Here is a 17,442-nt window from a genome sequence, read left to right on the forward strand (position 1 = left end):
TCACCGGCCGGGGGTGACGCCGGGCCGTCACACTGGGAGGGATGAGCACCGTGCGTGAACCCACCGGCGCCGTGGCGCCGGCCCCGCAGGCACCCTCGGTGGCCGCGAAGGTGCTCGGCGTGAGCCTCGCCGTGTTCTCCGGCGTGACGATGGCGGTGCAGGGCCGGATCAACGGCCAGCTCGGCGTCGAACTCGGCGACCCGATGCTCGCGGCGGTGTTCTCCTTCGGCGGTGGCCTCGTCCTCCTGCTGGCCGCGCTGCCGTTCGCGCCGAAGATGCGGAAGGGCGTCGTCCGCGTGCGCGACGCCGTGCGCTCGGGTGAGCTGCGGTGGTGGCAGTGTCTCGGCGGCCTGGCCGGCGCCATGTTCGTGGCCGGGCAGGCGCTGGTCGTGGTGGCGATCGGGGTGGCCATGTTCACCGTGGGCGTGGTCGCCGGGCAGACGGTGAGCAGCCTCGCGGTGGACCGCGCCGGGCTCGGCCCAGCCGGTCCGCGCCCGCTGACCTGGCCCCGGGTGGCCGGGGCGGTGCTCACCCTGGTGGCGGTGCTCGGCTCGGTGTCCGGCGGGCTCGGCGAGACCGACGCCGGCGAGCTGTGGCTGATGGTGCTGCCACTGGTCGCGGGCTTCTGCGTGGCGGTGCAGCAGGCGGTCAACGGCCGGGTCGGCGCGGCCTCGGGCAGTGCGCTGACCGCGACGCTGGGCAACTTCACCGTGGGCTTCGTCGCGCTCGTGCTCGCCTGGGTGGTCTCGCTGCTGGTCCGCGGCGGCCCGTCCGGTTTCCCGTCGAACCCGCTGCTCTACGCGGGCGGCATCGTCGGGATCCTGTTCATCTCGATCGCCTCGCTGGTGGTCCGGTGGACCGGGGTGCTGCTGCTCGGCCTGGCCGCGATCGCCGGGCAGCTGATCGGCGCGCTGCTGCTCGACCTGCTGCTGCCCGCGCACGGCGAGCACCTGGCGCCGGAGACGATCGCCGGGGTGGTGCTGGCGCTGATCGCGATCGGCATCGCCGCGCTGGGCGGCGGGCGGCGCCGGACGCGCCGTTTGCCACAATGAAACCCGTGACGGCGACGGTTCTCGACGGCAAGGCGACCAAGGACGCGATCTTCGACGAGCTCAAGCCGCGGGTCGCGGCGCTCGCCGAGCGCGGCATCACCCCGGGGCTGGCCACCGTGCTGGTCGGCGACGACCCGGGCTCCCACTGGTACGTCAAGGCGAAGCACGCCGACAGCGCCAAGGTCGGGGTGAACTCCATCCGGCGCGACCTGCCCGCCGACATCACCCAGGACAAGCTCGAAGCGGTGATCGACGAGCTGAACGCCGATCCCGCGTGCACCGGTTACATCGTGCAGATGCCGCTGCCGAAGCACCTGGACACCGGCGCCATCCTCGAGCGGATCGACCCGGACAAGGACGCCGACGGCCTGGCCCCGGTCAGCCTGGGCAGGCTGGTGCTCGGGGAGACCGCGCCGCTGCCGTGCACCCCGCTGGGCATCGTGGAACTGCTGCGCCGCTACGACGTACCGCTCGACGGCGCGCGGGTGACCGTGATCGGCCGCGGCATCACCGTCGGCAGGCCGCTGGGCCTGCTGCTCACCCGGCGCAGCGAGAACTCCACGGTGACGCTGTGCCACACCGGGACGCGTGATCTGGCCGCCGAGGTCAAGCGCGCGGACATCGTGGTGGCCGCGGCGGGCGTGCCGGGCATCATCACGCCGGAGATGGTCAAGCCGGGCGCCGCGGTGCTCGACGTCGGGGTGTCCAGGGTGGACGGCAAGATCGCCGGCGACCTGGCGGCCGGGGTCGAGGAGGTGGCCGGGTTCATCTCGCCGAACCCCGGCGGGGTCGGCCCGATGACCAGGGCGATGTTGATCAGCAACGTGGTGGAAGCCGCCGAGCGGGCCGCGCGGTGACCACGGTGACCGCCCCGGCGCCGCCGCCGCGCAAGGACCGCAGGCCGTGGCTGGTGCACGTGCCGTTCCTGGTGGTGATGGCGCTGGTGACGCTGGCCGCGCTGCGGATCGGGATGTACCACTGGCGGCAGGGCGCGGCGCTGATCGGCGGCGCGCTGCTGACCGCCGCGGTGCTGCGCGGGGTGCTCTCGGACGCGCGCGCGGGGCTGCTGGCCATCCGCGGCAAGGCGGTCGACGTGATCACCTACACCACGTTCGCGACGCTCATTCTCTTTGTGGCGTTGACGATCACGCGCGGTCCCGGCGTCTGAAACTTTCGTAGGGGGCCATCTCCGCCGAAAGACGGACGACACCAGAGTGTCCGCCGGTCACCATTGACCGGTGATCAAATCCAGGCTCTTCGCCACCGCGCTGACCGGGGTGCTGGCGCTGGTCGTGGTCGTGGCACCCGCCGCGGCTGCCGGACCGTCGCTGGCTTGGGGACCGTGCACCGAGTCGGGGCTCGAGCGGTACCAGTGCGCGATCGCCGAAGTGCCGATCGATCACGCGCACCCGGACGGGCCGAAGTTCGGCCTGTCCGTGGTGCGCCAGCCCGCCGCGGATCCGGCGCGCCGCATCGGCACGCTGTTCCTCGCGGTGGGCGGGCCCGGTGGTTCGGGGGTGGACTCGGCGAAGGGGCGCGAGCTGGCTCAGGGGGAGCTGGCCGAGCGGTTCGACGTGGTCACCTTCGACCAGCGCGGGATCGGGCGCAGCGGGCAGGTCCGGTGCTTCGCCTCGGTGGCGGAGCAGGAGGAGTTCTGGGCCGCGGCGGTGATCCCACCGGCGAACCGGGAGGAGGAGCGGGCCGCCGCTTCGCGTGCCAGGGAGTACGCGAGGGGGTGCGCCGAACACGGTGGTCCGTTGCTGGGGCACTTGACCACCGCGGACGCGGCGCGGGATCTGGACTGGCTGCGGGAGGCCGTCGGGGACGCGAAGCTGACCTACGCGGGCGGGTCGTACGCGAGCTACCTCGGTCAGGTCTACGGCGCGATGTTCCCGGAGCGGGTCCGGGCACTGCAGCTGACGGCGATGATCGATCCCGAGGGGTACACGAACCGGACCACGTCGACGCTGCTGGAGCGGTCGGCCGGGACGGAGGGCGTGCTGCGGGAGTTCGCCCGATTGTGTGACGCCGCCGGGCCGCGGTGCGCGCTTTCGGGGAACGCGCTGGCCAGGAACGCCGCCGTGCTGGACCGGTTGAAGCGGGGCCCGATCACGGTGGGTTCGCTGGAGGTGCGGTACCGGGACGTGGTGCCGAGCCAGGCGAGCATGCTCTACGACACGCAGGAGGGGTGGCCCGCCTTCGCCACCCTGGTCGCGGAACTGGAACGCGGCCCGGCGGGGGACGAGCGCGTGGTGTCGGAGATCCTGACGGCCTTGGCCTTCCGCTTGGATTTCCTGGACTCGTTCACCGCCATCACCTGCGCGGATGTGCGGGTGCCGCAGGTGCCTTCGGCGTGGCCGCTGCTGAACGGGGCCTTCGATGCCCAGTCGCCACACTACGGGCGAAGCTGGTGGTACCTGACCCAACCGTGCGCGGCCTGGCCTTCCTCGCCACAGCGCTACACGGGCCCTTGGCACCTGAAGTCGGCTACTCCGGCCCTGCTGATCAACAACCGCTACGACCCGGTTACGCCGCTCTCGTACGCGCACACCTCGAGGCGCCTACTGGGCAACGCACACCTGATCACCGTCGAAGGCCATGGGCACACCCCGCTCAGCCCCTGCGCTGATGCCGCCCGCGCCGAGTACCTCCTGACGCAGACCGTCCCCACCACCTCGACCTGCCCCGCTTCGCCCGGCCCCTTCCCACCCACCTAACCCGCTCCGCTGGCCCGGGCCGCCTCGTCTACCTGCCACCCGCCCGCTTCTCGTCCACCTACGTTGCTCCGCTTCGTCGGCTTCCTTCTCGCTCGCCTAAGCCGCTCCGCTCCGCTGGCCCGGGCCCACCTCACCTACCTGCCGCCCGCCCACCCTTCCCGTCTGCCCAAGCCGCTTCACCCGCCGGGTCGCCTCATCTACTTGCGCCCGCCCGCCCACTCTGCCCACCGTGCCGCCCCGCCCTTCCCGCCTACCTAAGTTGCTCCGCCTGCCCGGGCCGCCTCGTCTACTTGCGCCCGCCCACCCACCGTGCCCGCCCTGCCCGCCCGCTCCTCCCGCCCACCTCAAGGTGCTCCGCCCGCCCTTGCCACCCACCTACGTCGCCCCGCCTGCCCTTCTCGCCCGCCCAAGCCGCTCCACCCGCCCGGGCCGCCTCACCTACCCACGCCCGCCCGCCGAGCCCGCCGGACCAGGCCCGCCTCACTGCCCGCGGGACCGGGCCCGCGTCACTGTCCGCGTGTGTCCGGCCGGTGAGCCCTGCCGGATCGGGCCGCCTCCGCCCAAGCTGCCCACCTCCGCCCAAAACCTGCCCGCCCGCCTGCGGCCCGCGCCCCCTGCGGCCTGCCCCTGGCCCCCTGCGGCCTGCGCCCCCTGCACCCCCTGCGGCACCCGCGCCCGTCCACTAGCCCCCTGCCGTCCGGCCCCACCCAGCTCATCCCACTCCACGCGACCCGCCCCCGAGCCACCTCCCCGGCCCACCGCGTCCCACAAAACAAAAGAGGCGCAGAGGTCCGAAACCCCTGCGCCCCTTCGGCAAAACGATCAGGCAGCCACCGGCACCGGAGCCGCCTGCTCCCGCCGGTCCAGCAGGCCCGACACCACCGCGATGCTCAACCCGAGCACCGCCAGCGAAGCCCCCACCCAGTTCGGCGCGACCAGCCCCAGGCCACCCGCGATGACCAGGCCGCCCAGGTACGCGCCGATCGAGTTCGCGATGTTGAACGCCGACTGCACCGCCGCCGACACCAAGGACGGCGTGCCACCGGCCTTCTCCATGATCCGCGCCTGCAGCATCGGCCCGATCATGAACCCGGCCAGCCCGATCCCGAACACGGTGATCGCGGCGCCCACCTTCCCCTGCGCGGTGACCGTGAACACGGCCAGCACCGCCGCCAGCGCGGTCAGCGCGACGTACAGGCTCGGCATCAGCGCCCGGTCGGCCAGCCGTCCGCCGAGCAGGTTGCCCAGCGTCATACCGAGCCCGGCCAGCGAAAGCAGCAGCGTCACGTCACCCGGCGCGTACCCGGCGACGTCGGTCAGCATCGGCGCGATGTAGGACAGGCAGGCGAACACCCCGCCCAGCCCGAAGGTGACGATCGCCAGCGCGAACCACACCTGCGGACGGCGGAACGCCCCCAGCTCCCCGCGCAATGAGCTCTCCACCGGCTTGCCCTGGAACGGCACCAGCTTCTGGATCGCGGCCATCGCCACCAGGCCGATCACCGCGACCACCCCGAACGTGGCGCGCCACCCGACCTGCTGGCCCAGCAGCGTGCCCAGCGGCACCCCGATCACGTTGGCCAGCGTGAGGCCGACGAACATCATCGACACCGCCTTGGCCCGGTTTTCCTTGCCCACCAGGCTGGAGGCGACCACCGCACCGGCACCGAAGAAGGCACCGTGCGGCAAACCGGCCAGGAAGCGGAAGATCACGCCCCACTCGTGGTTGGGCGACAGCGCGAAAAGCAGGTTTCCGACGGTGAACATCGCCATCATGGCGAGCAGCATCGTCTTGCGCGGCAACCGGACGGCCACCGCGGTGAGCAGCGGTGCGCCGATCACGACGCCGAGCGCGTAACCCGAGATCAGGTGGCCCGCGGTCGGGATGGAGACCCCGAAGTCGGCGGCCGTCTCGGGCAGCACGCCCATCATGACGAACTCGGTGGTGCCGATGCCGAAGGCACCGATGGCGAGCGCGAGCAGCGCGATGGGCACGGTTCTCCTCTCGGGAAGTCTGTACCGATACAGATGGGGGACGGCAAAAAGGACAGCTCAGCGCGGACCCCGACATCGCTGATCTGTCCTGCTCCCAGTTCAACCGATCGCGCGCCGGAAGTCATCCCGATATCGCGTGAGCCTGCCCACCATGATCGGCGTCACTTCGTCCACAAAGGACGGAAACTCACCGCGGCGCGTGCAGGATGCCGTTGAGCAGACCGGGGAAGAGCGCGTCCAGGTCCTCCCGGCGCAACCAGTTGTAGCGCGCCGTGCCCTGCTGGCGGCCCATGATCACGCCCGCCTCGCGCAGGGTGCGCAAATGGTGCGTCAGCGTCGACTTGCTGATCCGGACGTCCAGCGCGCCGCAGGCGATCTCACCCCGCGCGGCCAGCTGGCGGACGATCTCCAGCCGCACCGGGTCGGCCAGCGCGTGCAGCACCGGCTCGATGCGGATCTCGTCGCGCTCCGGATAGAGGTAGGCCGGCGCCGTCTCGGTGGACATGTCCAGATTGTACGACTCGCTTCAAACCACTGGACAGGCATAGTACGGTAACCATCGAACTACGATCGCCATCGAACAAAGGGTGAGCATGCCGGACTCCTCCCGTCGGACCTACGTACTGGCGCTGGGCGCCTTCTCGGTCGGGACCAGCGCGTACGTGGTCGCCGGGCTGTTGCCCGCGCTGGTCAGCGCGCTGAACGTGTCCACCGCCGCGGCCGCCCAGCTGGTCACCGCCTTCGCCATCGCCTACGCGATCGGCGCGCCGCTGCTGTCCGCGCTGACCAGCCACTGGGAACGCCGCACGCTGCTGGTCGCCGCGCTCGCGGTGACCGCGGCCGGGAACTTCCTCGCCGCACTGGTGACCGACTACCCGCTGCTGTTCGCCGCACGGATCGTCACCGCGATCGGCGCCGCCGTGTACACGCCGGTGGCCAGCGCCGTCGCCGCGGAACTGAGCCCGCCCGAGCGCCGCGGCCGGGCGGTCGCGATGGTGTTCGGCGGGCTCACCGTGGCCACCATTCTCGGCGTGCCGCTGGGCAGCCTGATGTCGCAGCACGGCGGTTACCGGCTGGTGTTCGCGCTGGTCGGCGTGGTGGCGCTGGCCGGAGCGGTGGCCGTGCGGCTGATGCTGCCCTCGGTCGCGCCGCAGCCGCCGGTGCCGTTCCTGACGCGGTTCACCGTGGCGAAGGACCCGCGGGTGCTGGCCCTGCTCGGCGCGACCGCGCTCGGCTGCCTCGGCGCGTTCACCGTCTACACCTTCATCACCCCGCTGCTCGCGGAAACCGCCGGTGTGCACGGCACGCTGGTCAGCCTGCTGCTGTTCGCGTACGGCGCGGGCGGGGTGCTGGGCAACTCGGTCGGCGGCCGGATCACCGACCGCTGGGGTTCGCGGCGGCCGCTGATCGCGGTGATGAGCGCGATGGCGGTGACGCTGGCGGTGATGCCGTTCACCGCGACCTCGGTGGCCGGCGCGGCGATCACCCTGTTCGTCTGGGGCCTGTCCACCTGGTCGGTGAACCCGCCGATCCAGCACCGGCTGATCGAGGTGGCCGGGTCGTCGGCCGGGCTGGCGCTGTCGCTGAACGCGTCGGCGATCTACCTCGGGGTCGGGCTGGCCGGGGTCGCGGGCGGGGTGGTGACCCGGTACGGCGGGCCGACGCTGCTGCCGACGGTGGCCGCCGCGCTGACCGTGTCCGCCGGTTCGATCGCGATGCTGGCTTGGCGACGTCGTGCCGTTGTCGCCCCGCCGGTGCCCGCGGCTGTGGGATGATGGCCGACATGCTGATCTCGATTCTTGGAGGCGGTTCGCCTCAGCTCCGATGAGCCCGGCGATCCGGGTGCGCACCCCCGGAGAACTGCGGGCTTCCCGCCGGCGCCGCGCGCACCGGTGCTGGGGACATCTGCTGGCCGCGCCGCTGTGGCCGTTGCACGGCGCGAATCTGGGCACACTGTTGAGAACCTGCGACGCCGTGGGCGCTTGTCTCGCGGTGCCAAGGTTTTCGTGGGTCCCCGAAGCGCTGCGACGTGGAAACACCTTGCGGCAGCCCGCTTGCGTGCACTGGGTGAACGATCCGCTCGGGTGGTTGGCACGCGAACGCGAGGCGGGCAGCGCGGTCGTCGGTGTCGAGCTGGCCGACGAGTCCATCCGGCTGGGCGACCTGCCCGCGGCCCGCCGGCGCACGGTCGTGGTGCTGGGGCACGAACAGCACGGCGTGCCACCGGAAGCGCTGGAACTGCTGGACAGCGTGGTGGAGATCCCGATGGTGGGCACCGGAAGCAGCCTGAACGTGGCGGTGGCCGGGAGCCTGGTGCTCTACAAGCTGGCGGGATTGGTGTGACCACTAGGCTGGGGCGGGTGACCGAGGTGCTCGCGGAAGTCGAGGGAGTCTGCGGTCAGCTCGTGCTGCGCCGGGCGGGTGCGGATTTCGAGGTGATCGCGAACGGGGTGTTCCTGATGGACACCCGCAACGGGGAGTCGGAGCGGCTGCTGGTTTCGGTGGCCGCGGACCTGGTGCCGGGGCGGGCGCGCCTGCTGATCGGCGGGCTGGGCGTCGGCTACTCGCTGCGGGCGGCGCTGGACCACGCCGGGGTGGGCGAGATCTTCGTGGTGGAGCGGGAACCGGCGGTGATCGAGTGGAACCGCACGGGCCCGCTGCGCGAGGTGCACGGTGACGCGCTCGCCGACCCGCGCGTCACCGTCGTCGAGGCGGATCTGGTGCGGTGGCTGCGGGAGACCGAGGAAACCTTCGACGCCCTGTGCCTGGACATCGACAACGGTCCGAAGTGGACGGTGACGGCGGGCAACGCCTCGCTCTACAGCCCGGCGGGCCTGGACAGCTTGGCCGCCCGCCTGCGCCCCGGCGGGGTGCTGGCGGTGTGGAGCGCCGAAGCCAGCGACGAGTTCACCGCGCGCCTGCGGAAGCGCTTCAACGAGGTGCGGGTGCTCGAAATCCCGGTCCCCCGAGGCGAACCCGACGTGGTCTGGATCGCCCGCGTCTGACGCGCACACTGTCCCCCTGCGCGTCGGCGTGTCAGGATCTGCTCATGACGCGCAAACTTCGCCTGACCGGGGACGCCGCGGCGGACAAGCTGCTCTCCGATGACCCGTTCGCCCTGCTCACCGGGATGTTGCTGGACCAGCAGATCGCCATGGAGATCGCCTTCATCGGGCCCCGCAAGATCGCGGATCGGATGGACGGGTTCAGCGTCACGAAGATCGCCGAGGCGGACCTGGAGGAGTTCGTCGAGTTGTGCGTGCAGAAGCCGGCGATCCACCGCTACGGCGGTTCGATGGCGCGCCGCGTGCACGCGCTGGCGCAGCACATCGTCGAGAACTACGGCGGCAAGACCGACGGCATCTGGAAGAAGGGCAAGCCCGACGGCAAGGAGGTGCTGAAGCGGCTCAAGGCGTTGCCCGGGTTCGGCGACCAGAAGGCGCGCATCTTCCTGGCCCTGCTCGGCAAGCAGCGCGGCGTCCAGCCCGAAGGCTGGCGCGAGGCCGCCGGCGCCTACGGCGACGAGGGCTCGCACCGGTCGATCGCCGACGTCACCAGCCCCGAGTCGCTGGCCGAGGTGCGCGCGTTCAAGAAGGCCGCCAAGGCCAAAGCGGCCCGGTGAACCTCGACGTCCGCTGGCACCCCGGCCACCCGGTGCCGAAGTTCGACACCGCACCGCCGCTGCAGGTGCACGCCTACGACGACCGGACGCTGATCCTCCGCCAGAACAAGGCGCTGAACTACGAGGCGCCGTTCCTGTTCCTGCTGATCGGCGACGAGCGGGCGCTGCTCCTGGACACCGGCGCCACCGCCGATCCGGCGCACTTCCCGCTGCGTGCCACCGTCGATGACCTGATCGGTGATCGCGAACTCGTGGTCGCGCACACGCACGGTCACGGTGACCACGTCGCCGCCGACGGGCAGTTCGCCGACCGGCCGCGGACCACGGTCGTCGGCCGTGACCGCGCCGACGTGATCGAGTTCTTCGGCTTCCGGGACTGGCCGGAGGACGTCCGGCAGTTCGACCTCGGCGGCCGCGTGCTCGACCTGATCCCCGGACCAGGGCACCAGGACGCCGCCGTGGTCTTCTACGACCGCGAGACCGGGATCCTGTTCACCGGCGACACCCTGTACCCGGGCCGCCTGTACGTCTTCGACCTGCCCGCCTACACCGCCACGATCGACCGGCTGATCGGCTTCTGCGGGCAAAAGCAGGTTTCGCACGTGCTCGGGTGCCACATCGAGATGACCTCGGAGCCGGGCGTCGACTACCCGATCGGGTCGACCTATCAGCCGGACGAGCCGCCGTTGCAGCTCACTCCCGGTCACCTGCGGGACCTGCGCGCGGCGCTGGCGAAGGTGGACGGCAGGCACGGCGTCCACGTGTTCGCCGAGTTCGTCGTCCACCACCACGCGGTGCACCGGCACCTGTGACCCCGCGCGTGCGATCCTGGGCCGCATGACGCGCACGCTGCACCTCACCGGCGACGCGGCGGCGGACGAGCTGCTGTCCGCCGATCCGCTGGCCCTGCTCACCGGGATGCTGCTGGACCAGCAGGTCGCGATGGAGGTCGCCTTCATCGGGCCGAAGAAGATCGCCGACCGCCTCGGCACCGACCGCCTCGACGCGGCGAAGATCGCCGAGCACGACCCCGAGGCGTTCGCCGCGCTCTGCGCCACGCCGCCCGCCGTGCACCGGTTCCCGGGTTCGATGGCGAAGCGGATCCAGGCGCTGTGCCAGTTCATCGTCGAGCACTACGACGGCGACACCGCCGCGATCTGGTCCGAAGGCGCCCCGACCGGCAAGGAGGTGCTGAAGCGGCTGAAGGCCCTGCCCGGTTACGGGGACCAGAAGGCGCGCATCTTCCTGGCGCTGCTCGGAAAACAACGAGATGTCCAACCGGACGGCTGGCGCGAGGCCGCCGGCGCTTACGGCGAAGAGGACTCGCGCCGCTCGATCGCGGACGTCACCAGCCCCGAAACGCTGGCCGAGGTGCGCGCGTTCAAGAAGGCCACCAAAGCCGCGGGCAAAAAGACGGGCTGACTCCGCGTAACAACTCGCGATCGCGCGCCGACTCTCAAGCCAACAATGGGCTTGAGAGGTGGGAGCACACATGTCGAGCGATGTTCAGCACGCCGTTCCGGTGGCTCCCGCGCCGCCCCCGCAGCGCCGGATTTCGTGGCTCACTTTCGCCGTGGGCGTGGTTTCCGGCGCTGCTTTGCTGGGTGGCACCTGGGGTTTGGTCACGATCGCCGGTTCGACCTCCACGCCGGACTCCTTCACCCTGCGTGGCTCGATGACGCTGTACGACAGCAAAACCGCGATCAACGATTGCCGGGGATCCGGCGGCTATTCGGATATTCGCGCGGGAGCTTCGGTCACCGTTTACGGCGCTTCGGGCAATGTGGTCGGCGACGGGAGCCTGGGACCCGGGAAAAGCGCGTCGAGTTCCTGCTCGTATTCCCTCATGGTCGAAGACGTGCCGGATGGCGAGAAGTTCTACCAGGTCGAGGTGAGTCACCGCGGCAAGATCACGGTTACCGCGGAAGACGCCAAGGCCGGACTGGTCACCCTGTCCCTCGGCGACTGAGGCCCGCCCGTCAGGGCAGCGGGCGGCGACCCGCGAAGCCGAGATCCGCCCGGTGGTACCAGGTCAGGCCCTCATCGCCTTCGAGCCAGCACAGCAGCACCGGGATGCCGTCCAGGTCGGCCGGGAAGTCGATCAGCAGGGGTGCGAAGCCCTTCAGCTCGGCGCCCGTCCCCTGGATCGTGCTCATCAGCTCGTCCAGCCGCGCCTGCGCCGCCTTCAGCTCCGGGAGGCCGCCCAGTGCGGTCGCCGCCCCCTCCGGGGTGAGCGACGCGGCCAGCTCCGCCGCGTCCGCGCGCAGGGTGATCAACTCCTCGATGCACGGCCTCAGCTGCTCGAGTTCCGCCCGCGCCTCCGGCACCGTGAACAGTCCCATGCCCACGAGGGTGCCAGTCGCGGTTGGCGGCCCCGATCGCGCCCTGGTTGGATGCCGACGAAAGCCTCCGCGCTCTATTACTGCTGAGTAACCAGGGTGCGGCCACACCCCGCCCGGATTTACCAGTACGCTTGTACCGCTACCACGAGACGTGCATAGAGACGCGAAGACCCGCGAGAGGAGCACCGCTGCTCATGGCCAAGATCAAGGTCGAGGGGACCGTCGTCGAACTCGACGGCGATGAGATGACCCGCATCATCTGGCAGTTCATCAAGGACAAGCTGGTCCACCCCTACCTGGACGTGAACCTCGAGTACTACGACCTGGGCATCGAGGAGCGGGACCGCACCGACGACCAGATCACCGTCGACTCGGCCAACGCCATCAAGCGCCACGGCGTCGGCGTGAAGTGCGCCACCATCACCCCGGACGAGGCGCGGGTCGAGGAGTTCGGCCTGAAGAAGATGTGGCGGAGCCCGAACGGCACCATCCGCAACATCCTCGGCGGCGTCGTCTTCCGCGAGCCGATCATCATCCAGAACATCCCGCGGCTGGTCCCCGGCTGGACCAAGCCGATCATCATCGGCCGCCACGCCCACGGCGACCAGTACAAGGCCACCGACTTCAAGGTCCCCGGCCCCGGCACGCTGACGCTGACCTACACCCCGCAGGACGGCTCCGAGCCGATGGAGTTCGAGGTCGCCCAGTACCCGGAGGGCGGCGGCGTCGCGATCGGCATGTACAACTACCGCCGCTCGATCGAGGACTTCGCCCGCGCGTCGCTGCAGTACGGCCTCGACCGCGAGATGCCGGTCTACATGTCGACCAAGAACACCATCCTCAAGGCCTACGACGGCATGTTCAAGGACGTGTTCCAGGAGATCTTCGACGCCGAGTTCAAGGCCGACTTCGACGCCAAGGGCCTGACCTACGAGCACCGCCTGATCGACGACATGGTCGCCGCGGCGCTGAAGTGGGAGGGCGGCTACGTCTGGGCCTGCAAGAACTACGACGGTGACGTGCAGTCCGACACGGTGGCACAGGGCTTCGGCTCGCTCGGCCTGATGACCTCGGTGCTGCGCACCCCGGACGGCAAGACCGTCGAGGCCGAGGCCGCGCACGGCACGGTGACCCGGCACTACCGCCAGCACCAGCAGGGCAAGCCGACCTCGACCAACCCGATCGCCTCGATCTACGCCTGGACCCGGGGCCTCGAGCACCGCGGCAAGCTGGACTCGAACGCCGAGCTGATCGGCTTCGCGAACAAGCTGGAGCAGGTCGTCATCGAGACCGTCGAGAGCGGCAAGATGACCAAGGACCTCGCGCTGCTGGTCGGCAAGGACCAGCCGTTCCAGACCACCGAGGAGTTCCTCGCGACGCTGGACGAGAACCTGGCCAAGAAGGTCGCCCAGGGCTGACCACCCGAGCAACCACCCAGGGTGACCGGCCGGTCACGGCGTTGGCCTCCCTGGGTGGTTGTCCCGGTCGCTCCTGTCTCTCGATCAACTCTCCGTCTACCCTGGTCGGGACCAGGTTTTGCGGGGGATCTCGCGAGCACTGAGGAGCACCGGTGGTACTCGGCATACCGAAGAAGATCCTGATCGCGATCGCGGTGGTCGTCGGCATTGGCATCATCTACGTGATGGGCGCGGACAAGCGGGCTTCCGAGGCCAGCGGCGGCGGTGGGCCGACCGGCTGCCGGATGACGGTCACCGCCGACGTGCTGAACGTCCGGTCCCAGCCGGCCGACAACGCCCAGATCGTCGGCAAGTTCAAGCAGGACGCCCAGACCGACGCGCACCCGGTGGTGCAGAACGGGTTCCGCATGATCGCCCAGGACCGCTGGGCGGCCACCGAGTTCCTCAAGCCGATGGACGGCGCGAACTGCGGTTGATCACAGCTCCAGGGTGAGCCCCTCCTCGGCCAGCAGGACCTCCCCGTCGAACACCCCGTCCGCCTCGCGCGCGGAGACCCGGCGGTCGCTGCCCGGCCAGAAGTGCGTCAACAGCAGGCGTTTCGCGCCCGCGCGAGCCGCCCAGCCCGCGGCTTCGGTCGCGGTCATCACATAACGCGGCTGGGTTCGCGGCGATGGTCCTTGCAGCGTCGATTCCACGATGAAGAGGTCCGCGTCCGCGCCCAGCTCGGCCAGCGCGGGATCGGGACCGCTGTCGCCGGTGTAGGCGACGGTGAGGTCCGGCAGGCTCAGCCGCACGCCCCAGTTCGGCACGTGGTGCGGCAGGCGCCAGGTGCGGAGGGTGAACGGCCCCACCGAGGTGGTGGTCGACAGTTCGTGGAACTCGTACACCTCGGCGGGATCGGGGTTCGGCTCGACCGCGCGGAGCACGTCGAGCACGCCTGGTGGGCAGTAGAGGGGGACCTTGCCGCCGTCGTTGTAGGCGCGGATGCGGCCGAGCGCGCTGAGGTCCGAGCAGTGGTCGGGGTGGGCGTGCGTGATCACCGCCGCGTCCACGCCGCCGTCCGGGACGTGCTCCAGCAGCCGGGCGAAGGTGCCGTAACCGAGGTCGAGCACCACCCGGAAGCCGTGGTGGTCCAGCAGGAACCCGCTGCACGCCCGGCCGGGTTCGGGGTACGCGCCGCAGCTGCCGAGCACCGTCAATCGCGCCATGCGGCGATCCTCCCAGGTGGACTGTGGCGAAACCGGCCGGATCCGCGACTTCAGCGGCATGAAGAACGTGCAGACGAAGGTTGTGACGCGGCGGCCAGCCGACGAGGTGTACGCGTACCTCGCGGACTTCACGCACCAGGCCGAATGGCGGTTCGACGTGCTGACCTCGGAGCTCGTCTCCGGCGAGGTGGGCCGGGTCGGCGCGCGGTACCGGCAGCGGGTGCGGCCGGGGCGCAAGGAGACGGCCAGCGAGGTCGAGCTGACCAGGGCCGATCCGCCGGGGGAGGTGGCGTTCCGCACGCTCGACCGCGGGCCGGTGACCGTGTCGGGGGCCTGGCACATCCGATCGGTGGATGCGGGCACGGAGGTGGTCTGCGACGTCGCGATCGAGACGAAGGGGCCGCTCAAGCTGCTGGAACCGCTGATGGGGCCGCAGCTGCGCAAGATCGCCGGCCGGTACGAGGCCGACCTCTCGGAGCGGCTCGGCGCGTGAACTGTCGGGGCGGCGGGTAGCCTCCCGGCGTGCTCACCGTCTCCACTGTGAATGTCAACGGAATGCGTGCCGCGGCCAAGAAGGGGTTCGTCGAGTGGCTGGCCGCCACCGGCGCGGATGTGGTCGCCTGCCAGGAGGTGCGCGCGGAAACCGACCTGCTGCCGGACGAGGTGCGTGAGCCGGAGGGCTGGCACGCGTTCCACGCGCCGTGCGAGCAGAAGGGCCGGGCGGGGGTGTCGCTGTACTCCCGGGTCGAGCCGGAGTCGGTGCGGATCGGCTTCGACGCGCCGGAGTTCGCCGAGAGCGGGCGGTACCTGGAGGCCACCTTCGCCGAGGTGGTGGTCGCGAGCCTGTACCTGCCCAGCGGGGATGTCGGCACGCCGCGGCAGGAGGAGAAGGAGCGGTTCATGGCCGCGTTCCTGCCGTACCTGACCGACCTGCGCGGCAAGGCCGAGGCCGACGGGCGCGAGGTGCTCGTGGTCGGGGACTGGAACATCGCGCACGCCGAGGTGGACCTGAAGAACTGGCGGACGAACCGGAAGAACTCGGGCTTCCTGCCGGAGGAGCGGGCGTGGCTGGGGCGCGTCTACGAGGAGGCCGGGTACGCCGACGTGCAGCGCCGGCTGGACCCGGAGGGGCCGGGCCCGTACACGTGGTGGTCGTACCGGGGCAAGGCCTTCGACAACGACGCGGGGTGGCGGATCGACCTGCACGTGGCGAGCCCGGGCCTGGCGGACCGGTGCGAGTCCATCCAGGTGGAGCGCGCGGCCACCTATGCGGAGCGCTGGTCCGACCACGCCCCGGTGACCGCCGTCTACAACATCTGAGCCGGTGTCACGAATGTGGCTTTCGAGACGTGGCGCGTCCCGAAAGCCACATTCGTGACGCGGTGCGCTACGAGACGCCGAGCAGGGTGGCCAGTGCGGAGATCAGGGCCTTCGACGTGCTCGCGATGGTGGCGTCGAGGTACTCGGCGATCGGGGTGAGTTCGGCGGCGGAGGCCGAGCCGCTCAGTGCGAGTGCGGCGAACGGCACGGCGGCGCCCACGGCGAGGCCGCGCAGGGTCCAGCGCTGGGCGTTGCTCCGGCGGGAAGTGCGCATGCTTCTCGTCCTCTCTGCTGGGTTCGGGCGAACGGTCGCTCGCCCGAACAGCAGCATGCGCACGGCCATCCAGTCCCAACAAGGCCGGAAACCGAGGCTTAGCGATCACGAAACACCCGGGTGAACGGCGTTAACGAACTCGACACCGCGGTGTGCGATTTGCGAACGTTCGGGGTGTGGACGAACCCCTGATCACCAGCAATCCCCTGCCCGACGGGCTGCCGCCGCGGCTGGTGGGCCAGCTCGCCTTCCTCGCCGAGGCCGACAAGCTCAAGACCGTGCTCCGCCAGTCCCCGCTCGCGGCGGCCGAGCGGCGCGAGAACGACGCCGAGCACTCCTGGCACCTCGCGCTGATGGTCGCCGTGCTCGCCGAATACGCCGACGAGCCGATCGACCTCGGGCGCACCGTGCAACTGGTCGTGGTGCACGACCTCGTCGAGATCTACGCGGGCGACACCCCGCTCTACGACGACCACGGCCGCGAAAGTCAGCAGGAGCGCGAAGAAGCCGCCGCCGAAAAGCTGTTCGGGTTGCTGCCCGATGACCAGGCCGCCCATTTCCGCGCGCTCTGGGACGAATTCGAAGCGCGGGAAACGCCGGAAGCGCGATTCGCCAAGGCGATGGACCGGATGCAACCGCTCCTGCTGAACTGGCTGGCCAAGGGCGGCACCTGGCAGACGCCCGGCGTCACCGCCGCCACGGTCCGGGAACGCAAGGCCGTGATCGGCGACGCGTCCGCGGAACTGTGGGCGGCGGCGAGCACGCTGATCGCCGAAGGCGAGCGGCGCGGCTGGGTTGCACCGTCTACTTAGGATTCGATCCGGCTGTAGGTGAGCACGATCACCCCTGACTCATAGGCCGCGTGCTTGCTCAGGTGGTACCGCTCGGGCCGGAATTCCCCGCTGAACATGGGCATTCCGGCCCCGGCGACCACCGGGTGCATTTTCACCACGATCTCGTCGATTTCGTCGCGCAGGGCGTTGGCCAGCGTCGCGCCGCCGACGAGCCAGATGTTCTGCCCGTCCTCCTTTTTCAGCTCGCGCACCTTTTCCACCGGGTCGGTGGTGACCAGTTCGACCTTGCCGGGCGGCTCGGTCATGGTGGTCGAGAAAACGAGGTGCCGGAGGTGCTCGTAGGCGTCGTCGATCCCGACCGCGAGGCCGTTTTCGAAGGATTTGCGGCCTTCCAGCACGGTGTCGAATTCCTTGTTCGGCGTGTCGCCGAGGTCGAACATCGGGCGCGCGAACGTCGGGATCATTTCCGGGTAGTCGCGCAGCAGTGCCTCGTTGTGGTCCCCCTCGTTGACGAAGAAGCCCGGCACGCCGGTGGGGTCGCCGCCCTCGGCCTTGGCGATGTAGCCGTCGATGGAGGTGGCGACCAGGTAGGTCAGTTTTCGCATGGGAACTCCTTCGCTTGAACCACGACGACTGTAGTACTTCAAGTGGAGTGGTTGCAAGGGGGGTGTGTGCCCGGTCGCCCGGCCTCGCTACCCTC

General features: G+C 70.5%; 22 protein-coding genes. 16 read left to right on the forward strand and 6 right to left on the reverse strand.

Annotated elements, in window-relative coordinates; genetic code table 11:
• Positions 1-41: 41 nt before the first annotated feature.
• The 4 genes from JYK18_RS16380 (at position 42) to JYK18_RS16395 (ending at position 3,769) form a co-directional block, all read left to right on the forward strand.
• Positions 42-1,052 (forward strand): DMT family transporter, encoded by a 1,011-nt coding sequence (locus JYK18_RS16380; protein ID WP_206802872.1) that lies wholly within the window; start codon positions 42-44, stop codon positions 1,050-1,052.
• Positions 1,053-1,057: 5 nt separating this feature from the next.
• Positions 1,058-1,909: a bifunctional methylenetetrahydrofolate dehydrogenase/methenyltetrahydrofolate cyclohydrolase gene (locus JYK18_RS16385; protein ID WP_206802873.1), complete on the forward strand. Its 852-nt coding sequence runs from the start codon at positions 1,058-1,060 to the stop codon at positions 1,907-1,909.
• A gap of 77 nt (positions 1,910-1,986) precedes the next feature.
• Positions 1,987-2,220: a DUF3017 domain-containing protein gene (locus tag JYK18_RS16390; RefSeq protein WP_206804269.1), complete on the forward strand. Its 234-nt coding sequence runs from the start codon at positions 1,987-1,989 to the stop codon at positions 2,218-2,220.
• Between the two features lie 70 nt (positions 2,221-2,290).
• Positions 2,291-3,769, forward strand: a complete 1,479-nt coding sequence (locus JYK18_RS16395) for an alpha/beta hydrolase (RefSeq protein ID WP_206802874.1) — start codon at positions 2,291-2,293, stop codon at positions 3,767-3,769.
• Positions 3,770-4,591: 822 nt separating this feature from the next.
• Here the strand turns inward: JYK18_RS16395 and JYK18_RS16400 are convergent.
• The gene (locus JYK18_RS16400; RefSeq protein ID WP_206802875.1) at positions 4,592-5,764 is read right to left on the reverse strand and encodes an MFS transporter; all 1,173 of its coding nucleotides are present in this window, start codon (positions 5,762-5,764) and stop codon (positions 4,592-4,594) included.
• A gap of 187 nt (positions 5,765-5,951) precedes the next feature.
• A complete protein-coding gene (locus JYK18_RS16405; RefSeq protein WP_206802876.1) occupies positions 5,952-6,269 on the reverse strand; it encodes a helix-turn-helix transcriptional regulator in 318 nt (105 codons plus the stop codon).
• Positions 6,270-6,357: 88 nt separating this feature from the next.
• Here JYK18_RS16405 and JYK18_RS16410 point away from each other — a divergent pair, with 88 nt between their 5' ends.
• The 7 genes from JYK18_RS16410 to JYK18_RS16440 all read left to right on the forward strand — a co-directional run bounded on the left by JYK18_RS16410 (position 6,358) and on the right by JYK18_RS16440 (position 11,355).
• Entirely contained in the window at positions 6,358-7,539 is a 1,182-nt protein-coding gene (locus JYK18_RS16410) for an MFS transporter (RefSeq protein ID WP_206802877.1), read from the forward strand.
• A 49-nt stretch (positions 7,540-7,588) separates the two neighbouring features.
• A complete protein-coding gene (locus JYK18_RS16415) occupies positions 7,589-8,107 on the forward strand; it encodes a TrmH family RNA methyltransferase (RefSeq protein WP_242579165.1) in 519 nt (172 codons plus the stop codon).
• 17 nt (positions 8,108-8,124) lie between these two features.
• On the forward strand, positions 8,125-8,769 hold the full coding sequence (locus tag JYK18_RS16420) for a spermidine synthase (RefSeq protein ID WP_206802878.1): 645 nt from the start codon (positions 8,125-8,127) through the stop codon (positions 8,767-8,769).
• A 44-nt stretch (positions 8,770-8,813) separates the two neighbouring features.
• Complete coding sequence (locus JYK18_RS16425; RefSeq protein ID WP_206802879.1) at positions 8,814-9,386, forward strand: HhH-GPD-type base excision DNA repair protein; 573 nt, start codon at positions 8,814-8,816, stop codon at positions 9,384-9,386.
• A complete protein-coding gene (locus JYK18_RS16430) occupies positions 9,383-10,198 on the forward strand; it encodes an MBL fold metallo-hydrolase (RefSeq protein WP_206802880.1) in 816 nt (271 codons plus the stop codon). Before JYK18_RS16425 ends, JYK18_RS16430 begins: the two co-directional genes overlap by 4 nt.
• 25 nt (positions 10,199-10,223) lie before the next feature.
• On the forward strand, positions 10,224-10,808 hold the full coding sequence (locus JYK18_RS16435; RefSeq protein ID WP_206802881.1) for an HhH-GPD-type base excision DNA repair protein: 585 nt from the start codon (positions 10,224-10,226) through the stop codon (positions 10,806-10,808).
• Positions 10,809-10,878: 70 nt separating this feature from the next.
• Entirely contained in the window at positions 10,879-11,355 is a 477-nt protein-coding gene (locus tag JYK18_RS16440; protein WP_206802882.1) for a hypothetical protein, read from the forward strand.
• Positions 11,356-11,365: 10 nt separating this feature from the next.
• Here JYK18_RS16440 and JYK18_RS16445 read toward each other — a convergent pair whose 3' ends face one another.
• Entirely contained in the window at positions 11,366-11,728 is a 363-nt protein-coding gene (locus JYK18_RS16445) for a DUF2203 domain-containing protein (protein WP_206802883.1), read from the reverse strand.
• Positions 11,729-11,922: 194 nt separating this feature from the next.
• On the opposite strand from JYK18_RS16445, the gene JYK18_RS16450 reads away from it, so the two are divergent.
• Both JYK18_RS16450 and JYK18_RS16455 read left to right on the forward strand, forming a co-directional pair.
• Positions 11,923-13,146: an NADP-dependent isocitrate dehydrogenase gene (locus tag JYK18_RS16450; protein WP_206802884.1), complete on the forward strand. Its 1,224-nt coding sequence runs from the start codon at positions 11,923-11,925 to the stop codon at positions 13,144-13,146.
• A 152-nt stretch (positions 13,147-13,298) separates the two neighbouring features.
• Complete coding sequence (locus tag JYK18_RS16455) at positions 13,299-13,622, forward strand: SH3 domain-containing protein (protein ID WP_206802885.1); 324 nt, start codon at positions 13,299-13,301, stop codon at positions 13,620-13,622.
• Here JYK18_RS16455 and JYK18_RS16460 read toward each other — a convergent pair whose 3' ends face one another.
• Positions 13,623-14,354, reverse strand: coding sequence for an MBL fold metallo-hydrolase (locus tag JYK18_RS16460; protein ID WP_206802886.1), 732 nt, complete (start codon positions 14,352-14,354; stop codon positions 13,623-13,625). It lies immediately after the preceding gene.
• Between JYK18_RS16460 and JYK18_RS16465 the strand changes: the two genes are divergently transcribed.
• Positions 14,353-14,847, forward strand: a complete 495-nt coding sequence (locus tag JYK18_RS16465) for an SRPBCC family protein (protein WP_206802887.1) — start codon at positions 14,353-14,355, stop codon at positions 14,845-14,847. The genes JYK18_RS16460 and JYK18_RS16465 overlap by 2 nt on opposite strands.
• A gap of 29 nt (positions 14,848-14,876) precedes the next feature.
• Positions 14,877-15,674 (forward strand): exodeoxyribonuclease III, encoded by a 798-nt coding sequence (locus tag JYK18_RS16470; protein WP_206802888.1) that lies wholly within the window; start codon positions 14,877-14,879, stop codon positions 15,672-15,674.
• A 67-nt stretch (positions 15,675-15,741) separates the two neighbouring features.
• Here the strand turns inward: JYK18_RS16470 and JYK18_RS16475 are convergent, their stop codons facing one another.
• Complete coding sequence (locus JYK18_RS16475) at positions 15,742-15,948, reverse strand: hypothetical protein (protein ID WP_206804435.1); 207 nt, start codon at positions 15,946-15,948, stop codon at positions 15,742-15,744.
• Between the two features lie 176 nt (positions 15,949-16,124).
• Between JYK18_RS16475 and JYK18_RS16480 the strand changes: the two genes are divergently transcribed.
• Positions 16,125-16,760, forward strand: a complete 636-nt coding sequence (locus JYK18_RS16480) for an HD family hydrolase (protein ID WP_206802889.1) — start codon at positions 16,125-16,127, stop codon at positions 16,758-16,760.
• Here JYK18_RS16480 and JYK18_RS16485 read toward each other — a convergent pair.
• Complete coding sequence (locus JYK18_RS16485; protein ID WP_206802890.1) at positions 16,757-17,347, reverse strand: dihydrofolate reductase family protein; 591 nt, start codon at positions 17,345-17,347, stop codon at positions 16,757-16,759. The genes JYK18_RS16480 and JYK18_RS16485 overlap by 4 nt on opposite strands.
• Positions 17,348-17,442: the final 95 nt, after the last annotated feature.

The sequence above is a fragment of the Amycolatopsis sp. 195334CR genome (genome assembly GCF_017309385.1).
Taxonomy (GTDB): Bacteria; Actinomycetota; Actinomycetes; order Mycobacteriales; family Pseudonocardiaceae; genus Amycolatopsis.

Excerpts from the sequence above, each read along its gene's own strand:
- JYK18_RS16380 (WP_206802872.1), top strand. The coding sequence starts at position 42 with ATGAGCACCGTGCGTGAACCCACCGGCGCCGTGGCGCCGGCCCCGCAG.
- JYK18_RS16390 (WP_206804269.1), top strand. The coding sequence starts at position 1,987 with ATGGCGCTGGTGACGCTGGCCGCGCTGCGGATCGGGATGTACCACTGG.
- JYK18_RS16405 (WP_206802876.1), bottom strand. The coding sequence starts at position 6,269 with ATGTCCACCGAGACGGCGCCGGCCTACCTCTATCCGGAGCGCGACGAG.
- JYK18_RS16410 (WP_206802877.1), top strand. The coding sequence starts at position 6,358 with ATGCCGGACTCCTCCCGTCGGACCTACGTACTGGCGCTGGGCGCCTTC.
- JYK18_RS16415 (WP_242579165.1), top strand. The coding sequence starts at position 7,589 with ATGAGCCCGGCGATCCGGGTGCGCACCCCCGGAGAACTGCGGGCTTCC.
- JYK18_RS16425 (WP_206802879.1), top strand. The coding sequence starts at position 8,814 with ATGACGCGCAAACTTCGCCTGACCGGGGACGCCGCGGCGGACAAGCTG.
- JYK18_RS16435 (WP_206802881.1), top strand. The coding sequence starts at position 10,224 with ATGACGCGCACGCTGCACCTCACCGGCGACGCGGCGGCGGACGAGCTG.
- JYK18_RS16440 (WP_206802882.1), top strand. The coding sequence starts at position 10,879 with ATGTCGAGCGATGTTCAGCACGCCGTTCCGGTGGCTCCCGCGCCGCCC.
- JYK18_RS16445 (WP_206802883.1), bottom strand. The coding sequence starts at position 11,728 with ATGGGACTGTTCACGGTGCCGGAGGCGCGGGCGGAACTCGAGCAGCTG.
- JYK18_RS16450 (WP_206802884.1), top strand. The coding sequence starts at position 11,923 with ATGGCCAAGATCAAGGTCGAGGGGACCGTCGTCGAACTCGACGGCGAT.
- JYK18_RS16465 (WP_206802887.1), top strand. The coding sequence starts at position 14,353 with ATGCGGCGATCCTCCCAGGTGGACTGTGGCGAAACCGGCCGGATCCGC.
- JYK18_RS16460 (WP_206802886.1), bottom strand. The coding sequence starts at position 14,354 with ATGGCGCGATTGACGGTGCTCGGCAGCTGCGGCGCGTACCCCGAACCC.
- JYK18_RS16475 (WP_206804435.1), bottom strand. The coding sequence starts at position 15,948 with ATGCGCACTTCCCGCCGGAGCAACGCCCAGCGCTGGACCCTGCGCGGC.
- JYK18_RS16485 (WP_206802890.1), bottom strand. The coding sequence starts at position 17,347 with ATGCGAAAACTGACCTACCTGGTCGCCACCTCCATCGACGGCTACATC.